Source organism: Kitasatospora sp. NPDC056531 (genome assembly GCF_042794375.1).
In the GTDB taxonomy this organism is placed as follows: domain Bacteria; phylum Actinomycetota; class Actinomycetes; order Streptomycetales; family Streptomycetaceae; genus Kitasatospora.
This window is the reverse complement of the sequence record NZ_JBHTTU010000001.1, coordinates 90,633-117,605: the sequence shown is the minus strand read 5'-3', so window position 1 is coordinate 117,605 and position 26,973 is coordinate 90,633. Positions and strand designations below refer to the sequence as shown.

General features: G+C 71.2%; 24 protein-coding genes and 3 tRNA genes. 24 read left to right on the top strand and 3 right to left on the bottom strand.

Translation table 11 applies throughout. The features are described 5' to 3' along the window. Positions 1–336 precede the first annotated feature (336 nt). The 7 genes from ACFQ87_RS00610 to ACFQ87_RS00580 all read left to right on the top strand — a co-directional run bounded on the left by ACFQ87_RS00610 (position 337) and on the right by ACFQ87_RS00580 (position 10,639). Positions 337–2,166: an APC family permease gene (locus tag ACFQ87_RS00610; RefSeq protein ID WP_380608320.1), complete on the top strand. Its 1,830-nt coding sequence runs from the start codon at positions 337–339 to the stop codon at positions 2,164–2,166. Positions 2,167–2,613: 447 nt separating this feature from the next. Then, complete coding sequence (gene kdpF / locus ACFQ87_RS00605) at positions 2,614–2,703, top strand: K(+)-transporting ATPase subunit F (RefSeq protein WP_380608319.1); 90 nt, start codon at positions 2,614–2,616, stop codon at positions 2,701–2,703. Between the two features lies 1 nt (position 2,704). Beyond that, positions 2,705–4,366, top strand: coding sequence for a potassium-transporting ATPase subunit KdpA (gene kdpA / locus ACFQ87_RS00600; RefSeq protein ID WP_380608318.1), 1,662 nt, complete (start codon positions 2,705–2,707; stop codon positions 4,364–4,366). Beyond that, positions 4,366–6,480, top strand: a complete 2,115-nt coding sequence (gene kdpB, locus ACFQ87_RS00595) for a potassium-transporting ATPase subunit KdpB (protein WP_380608317.1) — start codon at positions 4,366–4,368, stop codon at positions 6,478–6,480. The genes kdpA and kdpB overlap by 1 nt, the downstream gene beginning before the upstream one ends. Positions 6,481–6,501: 21 nt before the next feature. Then, positions 6,502–7,131 carry a potassium-transporting ATPase subunit KdpC gene (gene kdpC, locus ACFQ87_RS00590; protein ID WP_380608316.1) on the top strand — a complete coding sequence of 210 codons (630 nt, stop codon included), beginning with the start codon at positions 6,502–6,504 and terminating at the stop codon, positions 7,129–7,131. Between the two features lie 178 nt (positions 7,132–7,309). Next, a complete protein-coding gene (locus ACFQ87_RS00585; RefSeq protein ID WP_380608315.1) occupies positions 7,310–9,874 on the top strand; it encodes an ATP-binding protein in 2,565 nt (854 codons plus the stop codon). A gap of 60 nt (positions 9,875–9,934) precedes the next feature. Then, positions 9,935–10,639, top strand: coding sequence for a response regulator (locus ACFQ87_RS00580; RefSeq protein WP_380608314.1), 705 nt, complete (start codon positions 9,935–9,937; stop codon positions 10,637–10,639). A gap of 293 nt (positions 10,640–10,932) precedes the next feature. Here ACFQ87_RS00580 and ACFQ87_RS00575 read toward each other — a convergent pair whose 3' ends face one another. Next, complete coding sequence (locus ACFQ87_RS00575) at positions 10,933–12,201, bottom strand: hydrolase (protein ID WP_380608313.1); 1,269 nt, start codon at positions 12,199–12,201, stop codon at positions 10,933–10,935. A 287-nt stretch (positions 12,202–12,488) separates the two neighbouring features. Here ACFQ87_RS00575 and ACFQ87_RS00570 point away from each other — a divergent pair. The 6 genes from ACFQ87_RS00570 (at position 12,489) to ACFQ87_RS00545 (ending at position 15,166) form a co-directional block, all read left to right on the top strand. Further along, positions 12,489–12,561, top strand: a tRNA-Thr gene (locus ACFQ87_RS00570). 43 nt (positions 12,562–12,604) lie between these two features. Further along, a tRNA-Met gene (locus tag ACFQ87_RS00565) sits at positions 12,605–12,677 on the top strand. Between the two features lie 83 nt (positions 12,678–12,760). Beyond that, positions 12,761–12,925, top strand: a complete 165-nt coding sequence (gene rpmG / locus ACFQ87_RS00560) for a 50S ribosomal protein L33 (RefSeq protein ID WP_006604855.1) — start codon at positions 12,761–12,763, stop codon at positions 12,923–12,925. 116 nt (positions 12,926–13,041) lie between these two features. Beyond that, on the top strand, positions 13,042–13,500 hold the full coding sequence (locus tag ACFQ87_RS00555; RefSeq protein WP_380608312.1) for a MaoC family dehydratase N-terminal domain-containing protein: 459 nt from the start codon (positions 13,042–13,044) through the stop codon (positions 13,498–13,500). A 5-nt stretch (positions 13,501–13,505) separates the two neighbouring features. After that, positions 13,506–13,928, top strand: coding sequence for a MaoC family dehydratase (locus tag ACFQ87_RS00550; RefSeq protein ID WP_380608311.1), 423 nt, complete (start codon positions 13,506–13,508; stop codon positions 13,926–13,928). A gap of 194 nt (positions 13,929–14,122) precedes the next feature. Further along, on the top strand, positions 14,123–15,166 hold the full coding sequence (locus ACFQ87_RS00545) for a UDP-N-acetylmuramate dehydrogenase (RefSeq protein WP_380608310.1): 1,044 nt from the start codon (positions 14,123–14,125) through the stop codon (positions 15,164–15,166). On the opposite strand, the gene ACFQ87_RS00540 is transcribed toward ACFQ87_RS00545, so the two are convergent. Further along, a complete protein-coding gene (locus tag ACFQ87_RS00540) occupies positions 15,163–16,206 on the bottom strand; it encodes an adenosine deaminase (protein WP_380608309.1) in 1,044 nt (347 codons plus the stop codon). The genes ACFQ87_RS00545 and ACFQ87_RS00540 overlap by 4 nt on opposite strands. 138 nt (positions 16,207–16,344) lie before the next feature. Further along, on the bottom strand, positions 16,345–17,592 hold the full coding sequence (locus tag ACFQ87_RS00535; RefSeq protein WP_380608308.1) for a pyridoxal phosphate-dependent aminotransferase: 1,248 nt from the start codon (positions 17,590–17,592) through the stop codon (positions 16,345–16,347). A 285-nt stretch (positions 17,593–17,877) separates the two neighbouring features. On the opposite strand from ACFQ87_RS00535, the gene ACFQ87_RS00530 reads away from it, so the two are divergent. The 11 genes from ACFQ87_RS00530 (at position 17,878) to rplL (ending at position 26,437) form a co-directional block, all read left to right on the top strand. Beyond that, a tRNA-Trp gene (locus tag ACFQ87_RS00530) sits at positions 17,878–17,950 on the top strand. 150 nt (positions 17,951–18,100) lie between these two features. Beyond that, positions 18,101–18,424: a preprotein translocase subunit SecE gene (gene secE / locus ACFQ87_RS00525; protein WP_380608307.1), complete on the top strand. Its 324-nt coding sequence runs from the start codon at positions 18,101–18,103 to the stop codon at positions 18,422–18,424. A gap of 209 nt (positions 18,425–18,633) precedes the next feature. Next, positions 18,634–19,524 carry a transcription termination/antitermination protein NusG gene (gene nusG, locus ACFQ87_RS00520; RefSeq protein ID WP_380608306.1) on the top strand — a complete coding sequence of 297 codons (891 nt, stop codon included), beginning with the start codon at positions 18,634–18,636 and terminating at the stop codon, positions 19,522–19,524. A 165-nt stretch (positions 19,525–19,689) separates the two neighbouring features. Beyond that, a complete protein-coding gene (gene rplK, locus ACFQ87_RS00515; RefSeq protein WP_380608305.1) occupies positions 19,690–20,124 on the top strand; it encodes a 50S ribosomal protein L11 in 435 nt (144 codons plus the stop codon). 80 nt (positions 20,125–20,204) lie between these two features. Then, a complete protein-coding gene (gene rplA / locus ACFQ87_RS00510; RefSeq protein WP_380608304.1) occupies positions 20,205–20,927 on the top strand; it encodes a 50S ribosomal protein L1 in 723 nt (240 codons plus the stop codon). Positions 20,928–21,153: 226 nt separating this feature from the next. Beyond that, positions 21,154–21,936: a hypothetical protein gene (locus ACFQ87_RS00505; protein WP_380608303.1), complete on the top strand. Its 783-nt coding sequence runs from the start codon at positions 21,154–21,156 to the stop codon at positions 21,934–21,936. Positions 21,937–22,040: 104 nt separating this feature from the next. Continuing rightward, complete coding sequence (locus tag ACFQ87_RS00500) at positions 22,041–22,892, top strand: hypothetical protein (RefSeq protein ID WP_380608302.1); 852 nt, start codon at positions 22,041–22,043, stop codon at positions 22,890–22,892. An 88-nt stretch (positions 22,893–22,980) separates the two neighbouring features. Next, on the top strand, positions 22,981–23,904 hold the full coding sequence (locus ACFQ87_RS00495) for a hypothetical protein (protein WP_380608301.1): 924 nt from the start codon (positions 22,981–22,983) through the stop codon (positions 23,902–23,904). Positions 23,905–24,169: 265 nt separating this feature from the next. Beyond that, positions 24,170–25,048 (top strand): hypothetical protein, encoded by an 879-nt coding sequence (locus ACFQ87_RS00490; protein WP_380608300.1) that lies wholly within the window; start codon positions 24,170–24,172, stop codon positions 25,046–25,048. Positions 25,049–25,399: 351 nt separating this feature from the next. Continuing rightward, positions 25,400–25,963: a 50S ribosomal protein L10 gene (gene rplJ, locus ACFQ87_RS00485; protein ID WP_030290437.1), complete on the top strand. Its 564-nt coding sequence runs from the start codon at positions 25,400–25,402 to the stop codon at positions 25,961–25,963. A 90-nt stretch (positions 25,964–26,053) separates the two neighbouring features. Further along, the gene (gene rplL / locus ACFQ87_RS00480) at positions 26,054–26,437 is read left to right on the top strand and encodes a 50S ribosomal protein L7/L12 (RefSeq protein WP_380608299.1); all 384 of its coding nucleotides are present in this window, start codon (positions 26,054–26,056) and stop codon (positions 26,435–26,437) included. The last annotated feature ends 536 nt before the right edge of the window (positions 26,438–26,973 follow it).

Here is a 26,973-nt window from a genome sequence, read left to right as displayed (position 1 = left end):
TGATCTGCGGAAACGCAGATCAGGGGCTGTTTCGTTTACCCCGGCGCCGAGCGGCAGCAGTTATTGCACATTGCTTGCAATTGCCCAGGGTAGGCAGCAGAGTGGGAGGCCGGGGGTGGGAGTCCTTCGACTGAGCTGATCGTCTTCCCAACCGGCGCCCGCCGGGACAACGGCTCGCCCACCCCCGCCAACCGCCCCTCCCGCCGCGACGGCAACCGCGTCAAGAGCGCGTCAAAGGCGCTCGTGGCGGCGTCAGGAACGCGTAGGGGCCGGGGGAGCGTCGGGCGCGCGGACCGCAGGATTCGGAGCAACTACCGACTGCGGAGGTCCCGTCCGATGTCCAGCGCCGTCTCCACCCCGGCCGTGACGGCCGACGAACCGCCCGATACCGGCGCGGGTGACGAGCGCCACCGGCTCAGCGCGCTCGGCGGACTGGCGGCGCTCTCGTTGGACGCCATGGCCTCGGTCGCGTACGGCCCCGAATCGATCGTGCTGGTGCTGGCCGCCGCCGGTTCGTACGGGCTGGGCTTCACCCTCCCGGTCACGGTGGCGATCGCCGTGCTGCTCGCGGTGCTGGTCGCCTCCTACCGGCAGGTGATCGCGGCCTTCCCGGACGGCGGCGGCTCCTACGCGGTCGCCAAGGCGCACCTGGGCCGCCGGACGGCGCTGACCGCGGCCGCTTCGCTGGTGATCGACTACATCCTGAACGTCGCGGTCTCGGTCACCGCCGGCGTCGCCGCACTCACCTCCGCGGTCCCCGGCCTGTACGACGACCGGGTCTGGCTCTGCCTGGGCGTGCTCGCCCTGGTCACTGCGGTGAACCTGCGCGGCATCGCCGAGTCGGCGCGCTGGTTCATGATCCCGACCGCCGTCTTCGTCCTCGCCATCCTGGCGATCATCGTGGCCGGCCTGTTCCGGGACGCCCCGGCCAGCACCGAGGCCGCCGCCGGCCACGCCTCCGTGCTCGCCGAGAACGCCACCGCGGTCGGCGCGCTGCTGCTGCTCAAGGCCTTCGCGGCCGGCTGCTCGGCGCTGACCGGTGTCGAGGCGGTGGCGAACGCCGTCCCCTCCTTCCGCACCCCGCGGGTGAAGCGGGCGCAGCACACCGAGGTCGCGCTCGGCGCCCTGCTCGGCGTGATGCTGATCGGCCTGGCCGTGCTGATCGGCCGCTTCCACCTCCAGCCGGTCGAGGGCGTCACCGTGCTCGCCCAGCTCGCCGACGCCTCGCTCGGCCACGGCGCCGGCTTCTACGTCGTCCAGTTCGCCACCGTGGTCCTGCTCGGCCTGGCCGCCAACACCTCCTTCGGCGGTCTGCCGGTGCTGATGGACCTGCTGGCTCGGGACAACCACCTCCCGCACGTGTTCGCGCTGCGCGCCGACCGCCAGGTGTACCGGTACGGAGTGCTGTTCCTCGCCGCGGTGTCGGCCGCGCTGCTGGTCGGCTCCGGGGGTGACGTCAACAGCCTGGTGCCGCTCTTCTCGATCGGCGTCTTCGTCGGCTTCACCATCTGCCAGGTCGGCATGGTCCGGCACTGGCTCCTGAACCGCCCGGCCGGGTGGCAGTGGAAGGCCGCGCTGAACGGCTTCGGCGCGCTGCTGACGGGCGTCGCCACCCTCGTGGTGACCGGCACCAAGTTCACCGAGGGCGCCTGGGGCATCGTGGTGGCCCTGCCGCTGCTGGTGGTGCTGTTCGAGGCGATCCACCGCAGCTACGAGCGGATCGGCGAGCGCCTGGAGCTCGGCCGGGTGCCGGGCGCGGTGACCCGCCAGCGCAGCCTGGTAGTGGTCCCGGTGACGGCGATCACCCGGCTCACCCGGGACGGCCTGTCGGCGGCGCTGTCGCTGGGCGACGAGGTGCTCGCGGTCACCGTGGTGCACGAGTCGGCCGACGCCGAGGCGCTGCGCCGGGACTGGGAGCTGTGGCAGCCCGGCGTGCCCCTGCTGGAGATACCGGAGGACCACCGGCGCCTAGGCCTGCCGATCGCCGAGTTCGTCAACAGGCTCGGCGAGGAGCACGCCTACGACCGGCTCACCGTGCTGATCCCCGAGGTCGAGCCCGCCCACTGGTTCCAGCGGGCGCTGCAGAACCGGCGCGGCGCCGTGATCGACCGCGCCCTGCGCCGGCACACCGACGCGGTGGTCTGCCGGCTGCGGATGCGGATGTGACCGGGATCGGGAGGGTTCGCGGCTGCTCCGAGGCGTGCACGGACCCGCTGTGAACACGCCCGACGCGTTCCCAGGCCAGGCCGTGGATATCGGCCCGATTACGACGGTCTCGGCCCGGTGAAGCAAGCGTCAAGGTCGCGTCAACGACCAGCTTTCACCCGTATGGAGGGCGTCAGGGCCCCCTAACGCGCCCTGGACGGCTGGTTTGCTGCATCTGCCGGTCGTCCGCCGGTGCCGCGCGAGGCCTCCGGCCCGCTTGCGGCATCTCCCGAACCACGCTGGTGGAGCCCATGTCCGATCTCATCTACGTCGGTGTCACGGTCGCCGTGTTCGCCGTGATCGCCCTGATCGCGCGGGGGGTGGAGAAGCTGTGAACGAGCGCAGCGAGCGAACCATCAACAGGGGCGTGTTGCGCGAAGCGCCCGCCGAGCGCAGCGAGGTGGGCGCATGAGCGTCGAGAACATCGCTGGTCTGGTCGTGGCCGTCGCTCTCGTCGGCTACCTCGTCGTGGCGCTGATCTTCCCGGAGAAGTTCTGACATGGGATCCACTCTCGCGGGCTGGATGCAGGCCCTCGCCCTCGTCGGCGCGCTGGCCCTGTGCTACCGCCCCCTCGGCGACTACATCGCCAAGCTCCTCACCACCGCCAAGCACCTCAGAGTCGAGCGCGGCATCTACAAGCTGATCGGCGTCGACGGTGACGCCGATCAGCGCTGGCCGGTGTACCTGCGCTCGGTGCTGGCCTTCTCGGCCGTCTCCGTGCTCTTCCTGTACGGCCTGATCCGCCTCCAGACCTTCCTGCTGCTGAACCTGGGCGTTCCGCAGATGGACGGCCACCAGGCCTGGAACACCGCGATCTCGTTCGTCACCAACACCAACTGGCAGTCCTACAGCGGCGAGTCCGCGATGGGCCACCTGGTGCAGATGGCGGGCCTGGCGGTGCAGAACTTCGTCTCCGCGGCCGTCGGCATCGCCGTCGTCGCCGCGCTGGTCCGGGGCTTCACCCGGAACAGGACCGACCGGGTCGGCAACTTCTGGGTGGACCTGGTCCGGATCAACCTGCGGCTCCTGCTGCCGCTCGCGTTCGTGTTCGCGCTGGTCCTGGTGGCCAACGGCGTGATCCAGAACTTCCACGGCTTCCACGAGATCACCGGCCTGGCCGGCGACGTGCAGAAGATCCCGGGCGGCCCGGTGGCCTCCCAGGAGGTCATCAAGGAACTGGGCACCAACGGCGGCGGCTTCTTCAACGCCAACTCGGCGCATCCGTTCGAGAACCCGACCGGCTTCACCAACTGGCTGGAGATCTTCCTGCTGCTGGTGATCCCGTTCGCGCTGCCGCGGACCTTCGGCAAGATGGTCGGCGACAACCGCCAGGGCTACGCGATCGTCGCTGTGATGGGTCTGTTCTGGGTCGCCTCGGTGGCTCTGCTGACCTTCGCCGAGTCGCAGCACCACGGCACCGCCCTGCAGGCCGCGGGCGCGGCGATGGAGGGCAAGGAACAGCGCTTCGGCATCGCCGGGTCGACCCTGTTCGCCGCCTCGACCACGCTGACGTCGACCGGTGCGGTGAACTCCTTCCACGACTCGTTCACGCCGCTCGGCGGTGGCATCACGATCTTCAACATGATGCTGGGTGAGATCGCGCCCGGCGGTACCGGCTCCGGCCTGTACGGCATGCTGATCCTGGCCATCGTCGCGGTGTTCGTCGCCGGCCTGATGGTCGGCCGCACCCCCGAGTACCTGGGCAAGAAGCTTGGCGGCCGCGAGATGAAGTTCGCCTCGCTGTACATCCTCACCACCCCGACCATCGTGCTGGTCGGTACCGGTGTGGCGATGGCCCTGCCGGGTGAGCGGGCCGGGATGCTCAACTCGGGCGCCCACGGCTTCTCCGAGGTGCTGTACGCCTTCACCTCGGCCGCCAACAACAACGGCTCGGCCTTCGGCGGTCTGACCGTCAACACCGACTGGTACGACACGGCGCTCGGCCTGTGCATGGTGTTCGGGCGCTTCCTGCCGATCGTCTTCGTCCTGGCGCTGGCGGGTTCGCTCGCCCAGCAGCAGCCGGTCCCGGCCACTCCGGGCACCCTGCCCACCCACAAGCCGCTGTTCGTGGGCCTGCTGTCGGGCGTCGTCCTGATCGTCGTCGGCCTCACCTACTTCCCGGCCCTGGCCCTCGGGCCGCTCGCGGAAGGTCTCTCCTGATGTCCACCCCTACGCTCAACCCCGTACCGGCCGACAAGGCCGAGCCCACCGCGCCGCACAGAGTGGCGAGCGGCCTCCTCGATCCGAAGCTGATCGTCGCGTCCCTGCCGGACGCGGTGAAGAAGCTCGACCCCCGGGTGATGGTCAAGAACCCGGTGATGTTCGTGGTCGAGGTCGGCTCGGTGGTCACCACCGTCTCCGCGATCGCCAGCCCGTCCGTGTTCGCCTGGGCCATCACCGTGTGGCTCTGGCTCACCACGATCTTCGCCAACCTGGCGGAGGCCGTCGCCGAGGGCCGCGGCAAGGCCCAGGCCGACACCCTGCGCAAGACCAAGACCGAGAGCGTCGCCCGCCGGCTCACCGACTGGCCCGCCACCCGGGCCGAGGAGGAGGTCCCGGGGACCTCCCTGCGGCTCGGCGACCACGTGGTGGTCGAGGCCGGGCAGATCATCCCCGGTGACGGCGACGTCGTCGAGGGTGTCGCCTCAGTGGACGAGTCGGCGATCACCGGTGAGTCCGCGCCGGTCATCCGCGAGTCCGGCGGCGACCGCAGCGCCGTCACCGGCGGCACCAAGGTGCTGTCCGACCGGATCGTGGTGAAGATCGCCTCGGAGCCCGGCAAGTCGTTCATCGACCGGATGATCGCCCTGGTCGAGGGCGCCGCCCGGCAGAAGACGCCGAACGAGATCGCGCTCAACATCCTGCTGGCCTCGCTGACCATCGTCTTCCTGGTCGCGGTCGTCACGCTCCAGCCGATGGCCACCTACGCGGGCGCCCCGCAGTCGATGATCGTCCTGGTCGCCCTGATCGTGGCGCTCATCCCGACCACCATCGGCGCGCTGCTCTCCGCGATCGGCATCGCCGGTATGGACCGCCTGGTCCAGCGCAACGTGCTGGCGATGTCCGGCCGCGCCGTCGAGGCCGCCGGCGACGTCAACACCCTGCTGCTCGACAAGACCGGCACCATCACCCTGGGCAACCGCCAGGCCGCCGAGTTCCTGCCCGCCCCGGGCGTGGGCACCGACGAACTGGCCAGCGCCGCCCAGCTCTCCTCCCTCGCGGACGAGACGCCCGAGGGCCGCTCGATCGTGGTCCTGGCCAAGACCGAGTACGGTCTGCGGGCCCGCGCCCAGGGCGAGCTGACCCACGCCACCTGGGTCCCGTTCACCGCCCAGACCCGCATGTCGGGTGTGGACCTGGACGAGTCCGACGGTGTCCACCAGGTCCGCAAGGGCGCCGCCGGCGCCGTCACCAACTGGGTGACCGAGAACGGCGGTTCGGTCGGCGACGAGGTCTCCACCCTGGTCGACGGGATCTCCGCGGCCGGTGGCACCCCGCTGGTCGTGGCCACCAGGATCGGGGCCGAGCCGGCCCGCGTCCTCGGGGTGATCCACCTCAAGGACGTGGTCAAGGAGGGCATGCGGGAGCGCTTCGACGAGCTCCGCCGGATGGGCATCAAGACCATCATGATCACGGGCGACAACCCGCTGACCGCCAAGGCGATCGCGGAGGAGGCCGGCGTGGACGACTTCCTCGCCGAGGCCACGCCCGAGGACAAGATGGCCCTGATCAAGAAGGAGCAGGAGGGCGGCAAGCTGGTCGCGATGACCGGCGACGGCACCAACGACGCCCCCGCGCTCGCCCAGGCCGACGTCGGCGTCGCGATGAACACCGGGACCATGGCGGCCAAGGAGGCCGGCAACATGGTCGACCTGGACTCCAACCCGACCAAGCTGATCGAGATCGTGGAGATCGGCAAGCAGCTGCTGATCACCCGCGGTGCGCTGACCACCTTCTCGATCGCCAACGACGTGGCCAAGTACTTCGCGATCATCCCCGCGATGTTCGCCGGGGTCTACCCGGGCCTGAGCCACCTCAACATCATGGGCCTGCACAGCCCCCAGTCCGCGATCACCTCGGCGATCATCTTCAACGCCCTGGTCATCATCGGCCTGATCCCGCTCGCCCTGCGCGGCGTGAAGTACCGTCCGTCCGACGCCAGTTCGCTGCTGCGCCGCAACATCGGGGTCTACGGCTTCGGCGGCCTGGTGGTGCCGTTCGTCGGCATCAAGCTGATCGACCTGATCGTCCAGTTCATCCCCGGCCTCAACTGACGCGGGGAAGGAGAGAACACCATGTCCAAGCCCCTGCCGACGACCGTCCGCACCCACTTCACCGCGCTGCGCGCGCTGCTGGTGCTCACGGTGATCCTCGGAATCGCCTACCCGCTGCTGGTCACCGGCATCTCGCAGGTCGCGTTCAGCGACAAGGCCAACGGCTCGATCGTGAAGTCCGACGGCAAGCAGATCGGTTCCAGCCTGCTCGGCCAGAACTACAACCTGCCCAAGGTCAACCCCGACGACCCGAAGGAGGAGCCCAAGCCGGACCCGAAGTGGTTCCAGCCCCGGCCCTCCGCCAACAACTATGCCGGTGACAACTCGGGCGCCAGCAACCTCGGCCCGAACAGCGACGACCTGCTCAAGGCCGTCAACGACCGCCGCGCCGCCGTCGCCGCGTTCGACGGCGTCGACCCGGCGAGCGTCCCGGCCGACGCGCTGACCGCCTCCGGCTCCGGCCTCGACCCGCACATCTCGGTGGCCTACGCCAAGGAGCAGGTCAACCGGGTCGCCAAGGAGCGCAACCTGCCGGTCGAGACGGTGGCCAAGCTGGTCGACGAGTACACCGAGGGCCGCTCCGCCGGGTTCCTCGGCGACGAGGGCGTCAACGTCGTCCTCCTCAACAAGGCGATCAGCGAGCAGAAGTGACCGAGCGGTGACGTCACATCAGACACCGCCGTCACCCACGGGCGGATGACCGGGCCGGCCCGGGCGAGGGAGGATTCCTCCCGAGCCCGGGTCGGCCGCCCCCGTGTCCGCACGCGCACGCACCACCCGGCCGTCACCTCCCGGCTGTCACCTCCCGATGATGGAAAGAGCAGTGCCCATGGCCCGCGACCTCGCCCCCGGCTCCGGCATCCGCAGGGGCCGGCTGAGGGTGTACCTCGGCTCCGCCCCGGGGGTCGGCAAGACCTACCGGATGCTGGACGAGGCCCGGCGCAGACAGCAGCGCGGTGCCGATGTCGTGGTCGGGTACATCGAGTGCCACGGCCGCCGCCACACCGAGGCCATGGCCGACGGCCTGGAGGTCCTGCCCCGCGTCCACCGCTCCTACCGCGACGCCGAGTTCGAGGAGATGGACCTCGACGGGGTGCTCGCCCGCCGTCCGGCCGTCGTCCTGGTGGACGAGCTGGCGCACACCAACATCCCCGGCGGCCGCAACGCCAAGCGCTGGCAGGACGTCGAGGAGCTGCTCGCCGCCGGGATCGACGTCATCACCACCGTCAACGTCCAGCACCTGGAATCGCTGAACGACGTCGTCCAGAAGATCACCGGCATCCCCCAGCGCGAGACCGTCCCGGACGAGGTGGTCCGTCGGGCCGACCAGCTCGAACTCGTCGACATGGCGCCGCAGGCGCTGCGCCGGCGCATGGCCCATGGCAACGTCTACAAGGCGGAGAAGGTGGACGCCGCGCTCTCCAACTACTTCCGGGTCGGCAACCTCACCGCCCTGCGCGAACTCGCCCTGCTCTGGGTGGCCGGGCGGGTGGACGAGGGCCTGCGCGACTACCGGGCCAGCCACAAGATCGACCGGGTCTGGGAGACCCGCGAGCGCGTCGTGGTCGCCCTCACCGGCGGCCCCGAGGGCGAGACCCTGATCAGACGGGCCGCCCGGATCGCCGTCGCCGCCGGCGGGGAGCTGCTGGCCGTCCACGTCTCCCGCAGCGACGGCCTGGCCGGTGCCTCCTCCGGCGCGCTCGCCCAGCAGCGGCAGCTGGTCGAGTCCCTCGGCGGCAGCTACCACGTGGTGGTCGGCGACGACATCCCCACCGCGCTGCTGGCCTTCGCCCGCGCCCACGACGCCACCCAGCTGGTGCTCGGCACCAGCCGCCGCGGCCGGATCAACCGCTTCCTCACCGGCCCCGGCACCGGGCAGACCACCGTGGACGCCTCCGAGGACATCGACGTCCACATGGTCACCCACGAGTTCACCGGCCGCGGCCGACTGCCCTCGCTCGGCCGGCGCCACTCCCGGCGCCGCACCGTCGCCGGCTACCTGGCCGGCCTCGTGCTGCCCTGGCTGCTCACCGCCGTGCTCTCGCAGGCGCACGACACCATCAACCTCACCACCGACGCCCTGATCTTCCAGCTCGGCGTGGTCATCGTCGCGTTGCTCGGCGGCGCCATGTCCGCCCTGCTGGCCGCCTTCATCGCCTCGGTGCTGCTGAACTACTACTTCATCCCGCCGGTGCACAGCCTCACCATCGGCGAGACCAACAACATCGTCGCCCTGGTGGTCTTCGCCGCCATCGCGCTCGCCGTCTCCACCGTGGTCGACCACGCGGGCCGGCTCACCACCCGGGCCGCCCGCGCCACCGCCGAGGCCGAGACCCTCTCCACCCTGGCCGGCAGCGTGCTGCGCGGCGCGGACGCGCTGCCCGCCCTGCTGGAGAAGTCCCGGACGGCCTTCGGCATGCAGGCCGTCGCGTTGCTCTCCCGCACCGGCGGCGAGGTGCTCGCCCACAGCGAGGCCGAGCACCCGGACGCCGGCGACGGGCAGCACGAGACCACCGAGGTCCCGGTCGGCCTCGACGCCCTGCTGGTCCTCACCGGCCGCCGGCTGCCCGCCGCCGACCAGCGGGTGCTCACCGCCTTCGCCGCCCACGTCGCCGCCGCGCTGGAGCGCGACCGGCTGGCCGTGGTCGCCGCAGAGGTCGAGCCGATCAAGGCCGCCGACCGGATGCGCACCGCCCTGCTCGCCGCCGTCAGCCACGACCTGCGCACCCCGCTGGCCGCCGCCCGCGCCTCGGTCGGCTCGCTGCGCAGCCCCGACGTCGAGTTCTCGCCCGAGGACCAGGCCGAACTCCTCGCCACCGCCGACGAGTCACTGGTCAAGCTCACCCGCCTGGTCGACAACCTGCTCGACATGAGCCGCCTCCAGGCCGGCGCGCTCACCCTGCACCTCACCGAGACCCACCTGGACGAGATCCTGCCCAGGGCGCTCGACAGCCTCCCCGACCCGTACGCGCCGATCCAGCCGCTCGATCTGGACAGCGCCCCGCCGGTGCTCGCCGACCCGCCGCTGCTGGAACGCGTCCTCGCCAACGTGATCACCAACGCGCTGCGCCACAACGCCCCCGGCGCGCCCGTCCTGGTCACCGCCAGCCACCACGCCGACCAGGTCGAGATCCGGGTGATCGACCGCGGCCCGGGCATCGCCCCCGAGGACCGCGACCGGGTCTTCCTGCCCTTCCAGCGGCTCGGCGACACCGACAACACCACCGGCGTCGGCCTCGGGCTCGCGCTCTCCCGCGGCCTCGCCGAGGCGATGGGCGGCAGCCTGGAGGTCGAGGACACTCCCGGCGGCGGCACCACCATGCTGCTCACCCTGCCCGCCGCCACCGAGCCAGCCGTCCCAGGGGAGGAACCATCGCATGAGTGCACGAAGTGAACGAATCATCGAGAGGTGCGTGTCTCGCGAAGCGACCGCTGAGCGAAGCGAGGCGGACGCATGAGTGACCGAAGTGAACGAATCACCGACAGGTGCGAGGTCCTGATCGTCGACGACGAACCGGCCCTGCTGCGCACCCTGCGGATCAACCTCAGCGCCCGCCAGTACGCCGTGCGCACCGCCGCCAGCGGCGGCGAGGCGCTCGACCGGGCCGCGCACTCCGCCCCGGACGCCGTCCTGCTCGACCTCGGTCTGCCCGACGTCGACGGCATGGACGTGCTGCGCGGACTGCGCAGCCACAGCGCGGTGCCGATCATCGTGCTCTCCGGCCGGAGCGACGCCGCCGACAAGATCGGCGCCCTGGACGCGGGCGCCGACGACTACCTCACCAAGCCGTTCCTGATGGACGAGCTGCTGGCCCGGCTACGTGCGGTGCTGCGCCGGCCGTTAGGCGGGGTCCCACTGGGCCGGCCGGTGATCGGCGACCACACCGTCGACCTCGCGGCCACCACGGTGACCGGCCCGGGCGGCCCGGTGCGGCTCACCCCGACCGAGTGGCGGATCCTCAGCCTGCTGCTCGCCAACCCCGGCCGGCTGGTGCCCGGGCGGCAGATCCTGCGCGAGGTGTGGGGCCCGGCCCAGGAGGCACGAGGCAACTACCTGCGGGTCTACCTCGCCGGGCTGCGCCGCAAGTTGGAGCGGGATCCGGCGCGCCCGCGCCATCTGGTCACCGAACCGGGGATCGGGTACCGCTACGTGCCCTGAGGGCGCGCTACGCGCCCTGAGGGCGTCAACGAACCGTCAAGGGCGGCGCGGCCGGCGACAGGAGGGCGTCAAGGCCGGTCGGCCGGGGTGTTCCGTGGGCGTAGCGTCAGTGCCGGAACGAGCGGGCCCTGCTCCGTGTGGGGGAAGCCCGGGGCCGCTCTCCAGCCGCCGCCAAGGCGGCCAGCAGGTGGGGGAGGGGCGCGCGACAAACATCGCGCGCCCCTTTGATTTCGCCGCTACGTGACGTCCCGGACACGTGCTCGCCCCGGTGCTCGATTCCGCCGGTACGGGCCTCAGCCGTCCGCACCGTCGGACTGCCGGGGCAGCGCCAGCGCCACGGTGTCCGCGAACTCCCGCACCGCGCTGGTCCGGCTGACCACCCGGCCGCTGTGCACCACCAGCCGGCTGTGCCCGCCCGCGAGCGCCCCGGCCAGACTGTCTCCGCGCACCGCCAGCAGCTCCGCCGGGAAGCCCGCGTCCACCCGGATCGGCGGCAGCCCGAGCGCCGCCCGGGCCTGGTTCGCCACCGCGTCGTACGCCGCGTCCGGGTCCAACTCCCCGCCCGCGGCGAGCAGGTAGGCCGACTCCAGCGGATCGGCCCGGCCGACCGGGTTGGACGGGTCCCGCAGCGCGCCGCTGCCCGCCGCCAACGGCACCCTGGCCGAGGCCAACTCCCGCACCAGGCCCGGCCGTAGGCCGGTCACCCGGCCCTCCAGCCCGGTGCACCCGCCGTTCTGCGGCAGGCAGACCACCCGCACCCCGCTGGTCGCCAACACGGTGGAGGCGCCCCGGGCCAGCGCCCCACACGGGCCGAGCGACACCCGCGGCCGAAGTGGGGCCAACGCGCCGGCCAGGCGGGCCAGTTGGGCCGCGTCGGCGGCGGTGGTGTGCAGGTCCACCGGGCAGTCCGCCTCCCGGGCGGCCTCCAGCAGCAGCTGCACGTACCCGGCCGGGTCCGGGTCCAGCTCCGGGCAGCCGCCGGCCGCGGTGGCGCCGAGCTTGAGTGCCTCGCGCAGCTGTGCCCGCCCGTCCGCGCCGGCCCGGCCGGTGAGCAGCCGGGGCATCGCCACCGCCTGGAGCTCGGCGAGGCCCCGCAGTGCCTGCCGGGCGGTGAGCACCGCCTCCAGTCGGTGCAGCCCGTGCACGTCGCCGATCCGGACGTGGGTGCGCTGGGCGGTGGCGCCGTAGCCGAGCGAGGTGAGCGCGGCCTCGGTGACCCGGCGGGTGAGGTCGGTGGGGGTCTCCGGCGGCGGGGCGGGCAGGGCGGCGGAGAAGGCGGCGTCGTAGTGGGCGTGCGCCTCGGCGGGGGCCGGGAGCAGCAGGTAGCCCTTGAGGTCGATCCGGGCGCCGGTGGTGACGGTGGGTGCGCCGGGCAGGGCGGGCAGCGGGCCGAGGCTGCCGACGGTGCCGACGGCCTGGATCCGGTCGCCGCTGATCCGGACGTCCACCACCCGTCCGTCGGCCAGTCGGGCGCGGGTGAGCAGCAGGACCGGGCCGTGCCCGAGCGGGTTGGCCGCCGGGCCGGGCCCGGAGTGCGGCCCGTCGGCGGCTGCGCTGTCCATCGCCGGCTCCTTCTCGCACTGCCCAGTGGGGACCGGTGGGGGACCGGTCGGGATCGGCTCCGTGGGGATCGGCCGGTGTCCCGGTCAATGAGGGTCGAGCCTATGGCGCGTGGGGGCGGGGCGCCGGGAGGCGGGCAATAGTCGTATCGGGTCGGGGCGCGCGGTGCGCGGGCCCGTCGAACACCCTGCCTTGGATCGGTCGTCCGTCCACCTCGCCGACCTGCGGTCTTCGCCTCGGGATACGGATTTCACCTCTGGGCGCGGAACGTGTAATCTCTTCCTCGTTCGCCCCTATAGCTCAGTCGGTAGAGCGTCTCCATGGTAAGGAGAAGGTCTGCGGTTCGATTCCGCATGGGGGCTCTGGTGAGAAGCAGTCAGCTCAGGCTGTCCTGCGGATCACTGTGGCGGTGTAGCTCAGTTGGTAGAGCAAGCGGCTCATAATCGCTGTGTCACCGGTTCAAGTCCGGTCACCGCTACCCCGCGTAGTCGGTCGGGAGATCGCACTCCCGGTCGGCTACTCTTGTTGTGTTCTTATTCGTTGTCCAAGGAAGGCACTCCCGTGGCTGCCACCGACGTCCGCCCGAAGATCACGCTGGCCTGCGTGGAGTGCAAGGAGCGGAACTACATCACCAAGAAGAACCGGCGTAACGACCCGGACCGTCTTGAGATGAAGAAGCACTGCCCCCGCTGCAACTCGCACACCGCGCACCGCGAGACCCGCTGACCCTGTCGTAGGGCGTCGGGCCTGTGTGAATTCAGGTCTTCTACTCCGGGCCGCATCCCTCAACGGGGGTGCGGCCCGGAGTTTTTTCGTATCCACCCGCGTTTCGAGGAGCTGCCATGGCGCTCGACCCCTCCTTCATCGGGCGTAGCTACCCGCCCACCGAGCCGTACGAGGTCGGCCGGGAGAAGATCCGCGAGTTCGCGATCGCGATCGGGGACGCCAACCCGGCGTACACCGACGCGGAGGCGGCGAAGGCCTTCGGCCACCGGGACGTGATCGCCCCGCCGACCTTCCCGTTCGTGATCACCTACCGTGCGGCCGGCCAGGTGGTCGAGGACCCGGACCTGGGCCTGGACTACAGCCGGGTGGTGCACGGCGACCAGAAGTTCGTCTACACCCGCCCGGTGCAGGCCGGCGACCGGCTGACGGTCGCGATCACCATCGACAACATCAAGTCGCTGGCGGGCAACGACGTGCTCACCGTGCGCGGCGAGGTGGCGGACGAGAGCGGCGAGCACGTGGTGACGTCGATCATGACGCTGGTGGCCCGGGCCGCCGACGAGGCGGGGGAGTGAGCGGCATGACGGTCAACTACGACGAGGTCGAGGTCGGCACCGAGCTCCCGGCGCAGTCCTTCCCGGTGACCCGCGCCACGCTGGTGCAGTACGCGGGTGCCTCCGGCGACTTCAACCCGATCCACTGGAACGAGAAGTTCGCACTGGAGGTCGGCCTGCCGGACGTCATCGCGCACGGCATGTTCACCATGGCCGAGGCGATCCGGGTGGTCACCGACTGGGCCGGCGACCCGGCCGCGGTGGTCGAGTACGGCGTCCGCTTCGTCCGTCCGGTGCCGGTGCCGAACGACGGGGTCGGCGCGGTGGTCGAGGTCTCCGCCAAGGTCGCCAAGAAGCTGGACGACCGCAAGGTGCAGGTCGACCTGCTGGCCACCACCGGCGGGCAGAAGGTGCTCGGGATGTCCAAGGCGGTCGTCCGGCTCGCCTGAGCTGCGGCTCCTTCGCTGATCAGCCGCCCCGGAGGCCCGCTCGACGGGTCTTTGGGGCGGTTCTCGTCCGTGCGGAGGCCGCCGAGCCCGAGGACGGGCAGGCCGAGGCCGCCGAGCCCGTCAAGGCCTGAGCACGGGCGGCTCCGGCCACGGGGCGGCGGGTCGGCCGCCCCCGCACCCGTACGCTGGTGGGCGTGCTGGTAGAAAACGACGCCCCCCTCGCCCCGCTGACCACGCTCCGGCTCGGCGGCCCGGCCCGCCGCCTGGTGACCGCCCACACCGATGACGAGGTGATCGCCGCCGTCCGCGAGGCCGACGCGGCCGGCGAGCCGCTGCTGGTCCTGGGCGGCGGCTCCAACCTGGTGATCGGCGACGCCGGCTTCCCCGGCACGGTGCTGCGGATCGCCACCACCGGTTTCGCCCTGGACGGCGCGGTGCTGGAGCTGGCGGCCGGCGAGGTGTGGTCGGAGGCGGTCACCCGCGCGGTGCGCGAGCACGGCCTGGCCGGCGTCGAGTTCCTGGCCGGCATCCCCGGCTCGGCCGGCGCGACCCCGGTGCAGAACGTCGGCGCGTACGGCCAGGAGGTCGCCCAGACGATCACCGAGGTGGTCGCGTACGACCGCGCCGACGACCGGGTGGTCACCCTGACGAACGCCGAGTGCGCGTTCTCCTACCGCCACAGCCGCTTCAAGGCGGAGCCGGACCGCTACGTGGTGCTGCGGGTGCGGTTCGCCCTGGCGGACCACGCGGGCCTCTCCACCCCGGTCAAGTACGCCGAGGTCGCCAAGCACTTCGGCGTCGAGCAGGGCGAGCGGGTGCCGCTGGGGGAGGCGTACCAGGCGGTGCTGAAGCTGCGCTCCGGCAAGGGCATGGTGCTGGACCCGGCGGACCACGACACCTGGTCGGCCGGCTCCTTCTTCACCAACCCGGTGCTCACGGCCGCGCAGTACGAGTCCTTCCGCACCCGCCCGGGCGCCGAGAACGCCCCCGCCTACCCGGCCCCGGAGGGCTGCACCAAGACCTCGGCGGCCTGGCTGATCGACAAGGCGGGCTTCGGCAAGGGCTACGGCAGTGGCCCGGCGACCCTCTCCACCAAGCACACCCTGGCGCTCACCAACCGCGGCTCGGCCACCGCCGAGGACCTGCTGGCGCTGGCCCGGGAGATCCGGGACGGGGTCAGGGAGGTCTTCGGGGTGGAGCTCGTGAACGAGCCGGTGATGGTGGGCGTCAAGCTCTAGGCGGCGCTGCGCCCGTCCACCAGCCAGGCGTCGATGTCCGCCAGCAGCTCCTTGCGGACGGCCTCCGGCGCGCACGAGCCGCGCACCGACTGCCGCGCCAGCTCGGCGAGTTCGGTGTCGCTGAAGCCCAGCACGTCGCGGACCAGGTCGTACTGGGCGGCGAGCCGGCTGCCGAACAGCAGCGGGTCGTCCGCGCCGAGCGCCAGCGGCACCCCGGCGTCGAACAGCTTGCGCAGCGGGACGTCCTCGGGGCGCTCGTAGACGCCGAGCGAGACGTTGGAGGACGGGCAGACCTCGCAGGTGACCTGCCGGTCCGCCAGCCGGGCCATCAGTCGCGGGTCCTCGGCGGCCCGCACGCCGTGGCCGATCCGGCCGGCGCCCAGGTCGTCCAGGCAGTCCCGGACGGACTCCGGCCCGGCCAGCTCGCCGCCGTGCGGGGCCGCCAGCAGCCCGCCCTTGCGGGCGATCGCGAAGGCCCGGTCGAAGTCCCGGGCCAGGCCGCGGCGCTCGTCGTTGGAGAGGCCGAAACCGACCACGCCGTGGTCGGCGTACCGGACGGCGAGCCGGGCCAGCGTCCGGGCGTCCATCGGGGACTTCATCCGGTTGGCCGCGACCAGCACCCGGATGCCCACCCCGGTGGCCCCGGCGGCGTGCTCCACCGCGTCCAGGATCAGCTCCAGCGCGGGGATCAGCCCGCCCAGCCGGGGCGCGTAGGAGGTCGGGTCGACCTGGATCTCCAGCCAGCGGGAGCCGTCCCGCTTCTCGTCCTCGGCCGTCTCCAGGACCAGCCGGCGGATGTCCGACTCGTCCCGGAGCACCGAGCGGGCGGTGTCGTACAGGCGCTGGAAGCGGAACCAGCCGCGCTCGTCGGTGGCCCGCAGTCGGGGCGGTTCGCCGGAGCTGAGCGCCTCCGGCAGCCGGACGCCGTGCTTGTCGGCCAGCTCAAGCAGGGTGGCGGGCCGCATCGAGCCGGTGAAGTGCAGGTGCAGGTGGGCCTTCGGGAGGCCCCTGACGTCTCGCGGGTTCAACAGGCGTTCCATTCGCCGATACTGCCGTATGCGACCCCCAAACGGGAACCGCCCCCTTTCCGTCCCCCGAAGGGGTGAAAGAGGGCGGTGCGCCGGGTGAATCCCGTACGTCGGATTGACGTCCGTACCGGAACTACCTCGGGGTGGGTCTCAGTCGCGGGCCTCGCCGAGCAGCTTCTGGATCCGGCTGATGCCCTCGACCAGGTCCTCGTCGCCGAGCGCGTAGGAGAACCGCAGGTAGCCGGGAGTGCCGAAGGCCTCACCCGGGACGGCGGCGACCTCGACCTCGTCCAGGATCAGGCTCGCCAGCTCGCCGGAGGTCTGCGGGCGCCGGCCGCGGATCTCCTTGCCCAGCAGGCCCTTGACCGACGGGTAGGCGTAGAAGGCGCCCTCGGGCTCGGGGCAGACGACGCCCTCGATCTCGTTGAGCATCCGCACGATGGTCCTGCGGCGGCGGTCGAAGGCGGTGCGCATCTCGTGCACCGCGGACAGGTCGCCGGCGACGGCGGCGATGGCGGCGCGCTGGGCGACGTTGGAGACGTTCGAGGTGGCGTGCGACTGCAGGTTGGTCGCGGCCTTGATCACGTCCTGGGGGGCGATCACCCAGCCCACCCGCCAGCCGGTCATCGCGTAGGTCTTGGCGACACCGTTGACCACGATGCACTTGTCGGCCAGCTCGGGCAGCAGGGTCGGCAGCGAGGTGAACTCCGCGTCGCCGTAGACCAGGTGCTCGTAGATCTCGTCGGTGAGCACCCACAGGCCGTGCTCCAGCGCCCAGCGGCCGATCGCCTCGGCCTCGGTCCGGGTGTACACCGCGCCGGTCGGGTTGGACGGCGAGACGAAGAGCACCACCTTGGTGTTCTCGGTGCGGGCGGCCTCCAGCTGCTCGACCGAGACCTTGTAGCCGGTGGTCTCGTCGGCGACGACCTCCACCGGGACACCGCCGGCCAGCTGGATCGACTCCGGGTAGGTGGTCCAGTACGGGGCCGGGACGATGACCTCGTCGCCCGGGTCCAGGATCGCCGCGAAGGCCTCGTAGATCGCCTGCTTGCCGCCGTTGGTGACCAGCACCTGGGACGCGTCCACCTGGTAGCCGGAGTCGCGCAGCGTCTTCGCGGCGATCGCGGCCTTCAGCTCGGGCAGGCCACCCGCCGGGGTGTAACGGTGGTTCTTCGGGTCGCGGCAGGCCTCGACGGCCGCCTCGACGATGTAGTCCGGCGTGGGGAAGTCGGGCTCGCCGGCACCGAAGCCGATCACCGGACGGCCGGCGGCCTTGAGGGCCTTGGCCTTGGCGTCCACGGCGAGGGTCGCGGACTCGGCGATCGCGCCGATCCGGGCGGAGACCCGGCGGTCGGCAGGGCGGATGGACTGGTCGGGCTGCGGGGTGGAAGCGCTCATGCCTGCATCGTCGCAGAACCGGGACGGACCGGGCATCGCGGTTTCAGTATCCGTACGGCTCCGTCCGCATCGGGGTCCCGCCGATCCGCCGGTGACCGCCGCGCCGGGCCGGACATCTGCCGGGCGGCCGGTGGCCTCGGAAGAAGAGGTTCGACCAAACACCCCTCGACCACGTACACTCGCTCCTCGACGGCCCACCGAAAAAGACCGGAGCTTTCACCGCCTGTACAGACAGCGGGGGGAGATACGGTAGGTTGGTCGCCATCAGGAGTCGCAAGGCTCCGTAGGGCAATAGCTCAATTGGTAGAGCACCGGTCTCCAAAACCGGCGGTTGGGGGTTCGAGTCCCTCTTGCCCTGCTGCTTGATCCGTTATCAGCCCGTTCGCTCCACAGAGCGAGCGGGCTTGATGCGGAGAGGGCACCGATCAGCACCGCTTAAGCCGACCGCTCGTGCCTCAAACGGGTACGCAGGTGATGTTCGGCCGGACCCGGATTCAGGTGAGGACGAGTGACGGAGACCACGGGCTCCACCGCAACGCCTGAGAGCGGCAACCCCGAGGGGGCCGACGGCGCTGCCGAGACCACGTCTGCCGAGGGCGACAGGAAGTCCGGCAAGAAGAAGTCCGGCAAGCGGGCCAAGAAGGGCCTGTTCGCGCGGATGGGTCTGTTCTACCGGCAGATCATCGCCGAGCTGCGCAAGGTCGTCTGGCCCTCCCGGAACGAGCTCACCAACTACACCGCTGTCGTGGTGACCTTCGTCGTGGTCGTGATGGCCTTCGTCGCCGGCCTGGACTACGGCTTCTCCAAGCTGAGCCTTCTGGTCTTCGGCTGACCGGCCGCCCCACCTTCGAAAGCACCTCCCGACCCGGGCCGAATTCTCGGCCCGGGTCGAGCTGTCTGCGGCGGACGTACGCGCGCGTACCGTGGACTCGGTACTGTTGAAGTCTCCGAGACCTCTCCTGGCGCCCGCGCGAGCGGCCGCGCGCCGGTCCGGTTTCGGAGCGCGCCACCTTCACCATCTCCAGGAAAGAAGCAGCCACCGTGTCTGAGTCCCCCCTGTACGACGCCGACGAGACCGTCCGCGAGGCGGATGTCGCCGCCGAGCTGGACGCGGCCGAGCTGGCTGACGACGCCGAGACCGCAGAGCAGATCGTGGACGCCTCGGACAGCGACGAGGACGAGGTCGAGGCGTACGACGAGGCCGAGGCCGGCGAGCCCGCCGAGGAGGCCGCGCTGCACGCGGAGGTCGCCGCGGCGGAGGACGGCACCGAGGAGCTCGCCGCCGACGAGGACGTCGTCGAGGAGTCCGTCGAGGACGCCGCCGAGGTCGACCCGGTCGCCAAGTTCCGCGAGGACCTGCGCTTCATGCCGGGCGAGTGGTACGTGATCCACACCTACGCCGGCTACGAGAACCGGGTGAAGCAGAACCTGGAGCAGCGCGCCGTCTCGCTGAACGTCGAGGAGTACATCTTCCAGGCCGAGGTGCCGCAGGAGGAGGTCGTCCAGATCAAGAACGGCGACCGCAAGACCATCCGCCAGAACAAGCTCCCCGGCTACGTCCTGGTGCGCATGGACCTCACCCCCGAGTCCTGGGGCGTCGTGCGCAACACCCCGGGTGTCACCGGCTTCGTCGGCAACGCCTACGACCCGTACCCGCTGACCCTGGACGAGGTCGTCAAGATGCTCGCCCCGGACGTCGAGCGCCAGGCCGCCAAGGAGGCCGGCAAGCCCTCGCCGGTCAAGCCGACCGAGATCCAGGTGCTGGACTTCGAGGTCGGCGACTCGGTCACCGTCACCGACGGCCCGTTCGCGACCCTGCAGGCGACCATCAACGAGATCAACCCCGACTCGAAGAAGGTCAAGGGCCTGGTCGAGATCTTCGGCCGGGAGACCCCGGTCGAGCTCTCCTTCGACCAGATCCAGAAGAACTAGTCATACGGTCTTCGGATTCGGGGCGGGGCCGAGGGCCCTGCCCCGAATCCGTTTTGGTCCAGCGGCGCGGACGCGTTAGCCTGGTCCGATGTGTGTGCTGGCGGCCGGGTGTCGCCCCGGTCCCGTACGCACCAGCAATCACCTCTCGGAAGGACCCGGAGAGACATGCCTCCCAAGAAGAAGAAGATCACGGGGCTTATCAAGCTCCAGATCAACGCCGGTGCGGCCAACCCGGCGCCGCCGGTCGGCCCCGCGCTGGGCCAGCACGGCGTCAACATCATGGAGTTCTGCAAGGCCTACAACGCTGCGACCGAGTCGCAGCGCGGCATGATCGTGCCGGTGGAGATCACGGTCTACGAGGACCGTTCCTTCACCTTCATCACGAAGACGCCGCCGGCCGCGCGCCTCATCCTGAAGGCCGCCGGTATCGAGAAGGGCTCCAGCGAGCCGCACAAGACCAAGGTCGCCAAGCTCACCAGCGCCCAGGTCCGCGACATCGCCACCACCAAGATGCCCGACCTGAACGCCAACGACCTGGACGCGGCGGAGAAGATCATCGCCGGCACCGCCCGGTCGATGGGCATCACGGTCGAGGGCTGATTCCTCTTCTCGTCCCCCTGTGGTAGGGCCTGCGCAGGCCCGTTGACTACCACAACTCCAATCACCATTCAGGAGCAGCAGTGAAGCGCAGCAAGGCTCTGAAGGCCGCGGACGCTCAGGTCGACCGCGAGCGCCTTTACGCCCCCCTCGAGGCCGTCCGCCTCGCCAAGGCGACCAGCACCACCAAGTTCGACGGCACCGTTGAGGTCGCCATGCGTCTGGGCGTCGACCCGCGCAAGGCCGACCAGATGGTCCGCAGCACCGTGATCCTCCCGCACGGCACCGGTAAGACCGCTCGGGTCCTGGTCTTCGCGACCGGCGAGCGTGCCGAGGCCGCGCGTGCTGCGGGTGCCGACATCGTCGGCTCCGACGAGCTCATCGACGAGGTCGCCAAGGGCCGCCTCGACTTCGACGCCGTCGTCGCCACCCCGGAGCTCATGGGCAAGGTCGGCCGCCTGGGCCGCGTGCTCGGCCCCCGTGGCCTGATGCCGAACCCGAAGACCGGCACCGTGACCCCGGACACCGCCAAGGCTGTGAACGAGATCAAGGGCGGCAAGATCGAGTTCCGCGTCGACAAGCACTCGAACCTGCACTTCATCATCGGTAAGGCCTCCTTCACCGACGAGCAGCTGGTCGAGAACTACGCCGCCGCGCTGGACGAGGTGCTCCGCGCCAAGCCGTCCGCCGCCAAGGGCCGCTACATCAAGAAGACCGCGTTCTCGACCACCATGGGCCCCGGCATCCAGGTGGACCCGAACCGCACCCGCAACCTCCTCGTCGAGGAGGACCCGGCCGCGGTCTGAGCCCCAGTGCTCTAGAGCAGTCCGTACGGCGGGCCCGCATCCCCTTCACCGGGGGTGCGGGCCCGCCGTCGTTCGTCGGTGCGGAAGGGGCCGTCGGGAGGGCCGCCGGAAGGGTCGCCGAAACGGTTGCCGGATCGGGACACGGGCGGATGGGAACGTGTGCCCGAAGCGTCGTACGCTCTGCCGGTCAGATCATGTGGAGAACCTGTGACCGCAGGAGTGTGCCGTGCCGCCCGCCCTTCGCTCCGCCGCGCTCGCGGCGGCCCTGTTGCTGCTCGGCACCGTCACCGGCTGCAGCGTCCTGGCCGCCCCCGGCACCCGCGTCCCCGGTGAGCCGGCGCCGGTGCCGCCCAAGCAGGTGGTGCTCACGGCGGCCCAGGCGCTGGACGACACCGGCGGCGCCCGGATCGACGTGGTGCGGGAGGGCCCGGACGGCAAGCGCACCGCGAGCGGCACGCTGGCCTGGGGCGACCGGGACGAGGCCGAGCTGACCGTCACCGACGAACTGGGCACCGGGCAGCTGACCCTCCGGGACGGCGCCGTCGACCTCGCCTACCAGGGCGGCGCGGCCAAGCACGCGGACCGCGCCACCGCGGAGTCGCTCGACCCGAAGGCCGGGGCCGACCCGGACGGCTACGCGGGCGGCTGGACCACCGCGCTGGTCACCAACCCGGGCAGCCGGGCGTACGCGATCGCCCAGACCGACCGGCTCGGCTCGCTCGGCGGCGAGCAGCTGGCCGGGACCACCGTCGCGCACTACCAGGGCTCCGCGTCGGTGGCCGACTACTTCGGCGCGGACCGGGAGCTGAGCCCGCAGCAGCTCGCGGTGGTGGTCGACTGGTACCGCCGACAAGGGGTGGCGGAGATCGGCTACGACGTCTGGGTCGGGCCCGGCCAGCGGTTGTTGAGGTTGCGTGAGACGGCCCGGGGGAGCGCCGGAACCACGGTGACCACGACGGACGTCTCAGCCTCCGGCACCGGGGATGCGACAGCTGCCGTAACCGGGTGACGGGAGGGGGATATCCGGTGCGGAAGGGATCCGGCGATCCGTTAGAGTCCGCGTGAGAAGAAGCTGAGGATCGGCTCTTCCGAAGAACCTACGGGGGTACCTCCATGCGCGCTGTGCGCCTCGCCTCGACCGTCGCGACCGCCGCCGTCCTGCTGGCCGCCCTCACCGCCTGCGGCAGCAAGGGCGGCAGCGACGCCAAGAGCACCGATGCCAAGAGCGCCGCCGCCCAGGACCCGGGCTCGCTCGCGGGCGCGCTGACCGGGGACCCGAAGGCCGCGCTGGCCGCCTCCGCCCTGGTGATGCAGAAGGCCGGCAACGGCAAGGTCGCCATGACCTCCCTGGACACCTCCAACCTCGGCGGCGGCGGCACCGCCGACTGGAAGGACCCGGCCAAGGTTTCCGTGGACCTGGCCGCCGACATGGAGGGCAAGAAGCTCAAGGTCCGGGTGGTCGGGACGGACGCGTACGTCGGCGGCGACGACGCCGGCGCCCCGGCCCTGGGCGGCAAGCACTGGGTCAAGGTGCCCGCCTCGGAGAAGATGGGCGGTGCCTTCGTCGTGATGGGCCAGATGATGAATCCGGTTGCCCAGCTCACCGTCGCCGCCCAGAGCGGCAAGCTGAGCAAGGTCGGCCAGGAGACCGTGGACGGCGTCCAGACCACCCACCTGCGGTCGGTCGAGGACACCTCGGTCCTGGTGGCCGGGATGACCGCGCTCTCGCCGGAGCAGCGCCAGTCCGTCCAGAAGCTGCTGGAGGAGGACGGCAAGACCCTCACCATCGACTTCTGGCTGAACGGCAAGCAGGAGCTCGTGAAGTACCAGGAGTACGGCGACACGAACGGCGAGTCGAAGGCCGTCACCGTCAAGTACTCCGACCTGGGCAAGGGCGACAAGATCGAGGCGCCCGCCGCCGGCGACCTCGGCTCCCAGGCCGACCTGCTCAAGCTGTTCGGCTGAGCCGGTCCCGCACCCGCTCGATCCGCACAGACCACCGGCTACCGCCCCGGGCGCACCGCGCGCCCGGGGGTTCTCAAGGGGGGAACCAATGGCTGGAACCCGCAAGACCGCCGTCGCCGTCGTCCTCGCCGCCCTGGCGCTGACCGCGACCGCCTGCAACAACAACGACGACAGCAAGAACGCCGCCCCGGCGGCCCCGGCCCCGGCCGCGCCGAGCTCGGCCGCTGCGGCCACCCCGTCCGCCGCCACCCCGACAAAGGTGAGCCCGGCGGTCTACCTGGAGCAGGTCACCCAGAAGACCAGCGCCGCCAAGTCCGCCAAGGTCGACGAGACGATCACGATCGGCGCGGTCGCCATGAAGGGCACCGGCGCGATCTCCTGGGCCGACGGCCTCCAGGGCGACCTCACGATGGACATGTCCGGCTCGCCGGTCGGCAAGGTCATCGCGGGCCTCACCGGCAGCGAGTCCGCGCCGTACCGCTTCACCAAGGACGGGATGTTCCTGAAGATCGGCGGCCAGGCCGTCGACGCCCTGGGTGGCAAGCACTGGATGCACTACAGCCAGGCCGACCAGGCCAAGGCCACCGGCGGCGCCTCCGACCAGCTCAAGAGCGCGGACCCGGTCGAGGGCGTGCGCTCGCTGATCGCCACCGGCAAGGTGACCGAGGTCGGCCAGGAGACCGTGGCCGGCAAGGCCACCACCCACTACACCGGCGTGCTCAACTCCAACGACATCGCCGCGGCGGCCGGCAAGGGCATGACCCAGGACCAGCTCGACCAGCTCAAGGAGAAGCTGACCACCGCCGGCATCACCAGTGAGACGATCGACGTCTGGGTCGACGCCGACAAGCTCGTCGTGCAGCGCACCGAGGCGGGCGACACCAAGGCCGGCACCTTCAAGGCCAGCGTCCTCTACTCGGACTACGGCGTGGCGGTCACCACCACCTCGCCCGACCCGGCCGACACCGTGGAGTCCTCCGAGCTGCAGAAGCTCGCGGGCGGCAACAGCTGACCCACGGCCGGTAGTGGGGGACCCGGACGGACCGGTGCGGCTCCGTCCGGGCCGACCGGCTCACGACCCCGGGCGCGTCCGGCGCCCGGGGTCTTTCCGCGCGGGCCGACGCGTCCGCCCGCCGTACGGCGCCCCGGGCTCCGTCCCGGTGCCCGGTTCGTCCGATCCGGTGGCGTGGCCCGACCCGTGAAGCGCAACGAGGGGGCCGCCACCGGCTGACCCCGGTCCGGATGGCAAGGTGGCCCGGGTGAGAGGGGAACGGACGATGGCGGGACGGCAGCGGTTGGCGGCGCTGGCCGCGGTCGCCGTGCTCGCGAGCGGGCTGACCGGCTGCGGCGGGGGCGACGACGCCGCCGACACGCCGTCCGGCAGTCCGACGTCCGCCAGTGCCCCGTCGACCAGCGCGACCCCGACCGGTCCGGCCAAGCCGACCGACCGGTCGCCGCACGGTGTGCTGCTCGCCGCCGAGCTGGCCGCGCAGACCGCCCGCCGGGCCAAGGTCAGCTACCGGCTGGGCGCCGACGCCGGCTCCGGCCCGCTGTTCTGGGCGCCCAAGACGGCGCTGCAGATCAAGCGCTCCACCCCGGCCGAGGCCGAGCAGCTGATCGTCGTGGACACCGTCGCCTACCAGGGCGGCGACGCCGCGACCGCGGCCCGCAACGGCGGCAAGCACTGGGAGCGCTTCTCCGTCCCGCCCGGACCGGACGGTCACAAGGAGGTCCCGTACGCGGGGCTGATCGACCTGCTGAACCCGGTCGAGGCGCTGGCCGCGGCCACCGCCGACGGGGTGGACCCGACCTTCGTCGGCGAGGAGAAGTACGAGGACTCGACCGTCGAGCACTACCGGGTGACCACCACCGCCGAGAAGTACGCGGCCGCCCAGACCCAGCTGAGCCAGGCCCGCCGGGACGGCCTGCGGGCGGCCCTGGCGCCCGGCGGCTCGCTCTCGCTCACCGTGGACCTCTGGCTCAACGACAAGGACCAGCTGGTCCGGCTCCAGCGCACCGGCAGCGGGGACAGCGGCCAGGCGGACGACTCGGTGCTCTACTCGGACTTCGCCGGGCCGCTGCTCTCGGCCCAGGCCCCGGCCGAGACGGACACCGTGGACACCGGGGTCCGGACGATCTCCCCGCTGGCCCGCTGAGCCGGCCCCGGGACTTCACCCGCCGAGGGGCGATTTGCGCCGTACGAACGAGTCCGGTTACTGTTACCGAAGCCAAAGACCGCTGGTTGTCGCCGAGCGCCCGTGAGGGAGTCGGTGGCCGAAGGATCTGCGCTTCGCGCAGGCAGCCCGCGCAGGTGTGTCTGGAGCTTCGATTTCCGGGTCCGCGTTCGCGCGGGTCGCCCGTCGAGGTCGTTTCGAGCCCCGTGCGCCTGCGCACCGGGGCTCATTGCATTTCCGCAAGAGCTTTCCTTCCGTCCGGTCGGTTCGAGGTGTGAATGGTCGACTTCACGGTCGGCCGGACTTCGACATCACGGAAGGAGGCGTAAGCCTATGGCCAGGCCCGACAAGGCTGCTGCCGTCGCCGAGATCACGGACAAGTTCCGTGGCTCCTCCGCGGCGCTGCTGACCGAGTACCGCGGTCTCTCGGTGAAGCAGGTCAAGACCCTGCGTCGCTCGCTCGGCGACAACGCCGAGTACGCCGTGGTGAAGAACACGCTGACCAAGATCGCGGCCAATGAGGCCGGGATCTCCGAGCTGGACGACCTGTTCAACGGTCCGACGGCTGTCGCCTTCGTCACCGGTGACCCGGTGGAGTCGGCGAAGGCTCTGCGTGACTTCGCCAAGGAGAACCCCGCTCTCATCATCAAGGGCGGTGTCCTTGACGGCAAGGCGCTGTCCGCCGATGAGATCAAGAAGCTCGCGGACCTCGAGTCCCGCGAGGTGCTGCTCGCCAAGCTGGCGGGTGCCCTGAAGGCCAAGCAGTCCCAGGCTGCCGCGCTCTTCCAGGCCCTGCCGTCGAAGCTCGTCCGCACCGTGGACGCGCTGCGCGACAAGGTCGAGCAGGGCGGTGCCGGTACGCCGGCTCCCGCCGCCGAGGACGAGGCCGCGGAGTAATTCCGCAGGCTCACGCCTCGCTGCGGGCCCGTACGCCCGCCAACCCGTACATCCGGCACCACCTGCCGATTTAGTGGAAGGACGCCAATCATGGCGAAGCTGACCCAGGACGAGCTGCTCGCGCAGTTCGAGGAGCTCACCCTCATCGAGCTCGCTGCCTTCGTGAAGGCCTTCGAGGAGAAGTTCGACGTCACCGCTGCCGCTCCGGTCGCCGTTGCCGCCGCCGGCGTTGCCGGCCCGGCCGCCGAGGCCGCTGAGGAGCAGGACGAGTTCGACGTCATCCTCGACGGTGCCGGCGACAAGAAGATCCAGGTCATCAAGGAGGTGCGCACCCTGACCTCCCTCGGCCTGAAGGAGGCCAAGGACCTCGTTGACACCGCTGGTGCCAAGGTCCTGGAGAAGGTTGCCAAGGACGTTGCCGAGAAGGCCAAGGCTGCCCTCGAGGCCGCTGGCGCCAAGGTCACCGTCAAGTGACTCCTCGCCCCCTCTGAGGGGGCCTGAGGCCGGGCCGATCACCCTTGCGGGTGGTCGGCCCGGCCTTTTCGCGTTTCCGGAGGTCGTCCCGAACCACCGGTGTGGCCGAACGCCCACTCGGCACTGTCGGCGCCGAGGAGTATGGTGATCACCGTCATCGACGGTGGCCCCCACCACGGCTTCTGTAACGCCGGAGGGCTTCGGGCCGATGAACGGGTCGAGGTCCGCACCGCCGGCGGGCCCTTGACGAACCCGGCGCGGCGCGCGATTCTCAAGGCGCGAGTCCGCCCGGTTGGTTTGCGGCTGGATGCATAACCAGCGGCTGCGGCGGGAAATGACTCCACGTGAGTTAGAGCAGTACCCGGTGGGCGCCCGCGTCCGCCGGCTACCGGGAGGAGTCTCCGATTCGGTTTCCGAATCAGAGCTGGACAGCAGTGTGGCCTTTGGCTACACTGTCCCTTTGCGCTGCCTGTTAGCTTCTCCGTGACTCGTCGCCCGGAGTTTGCGTTGCCCTGAAGGGGTCTGGCACCGCCTCC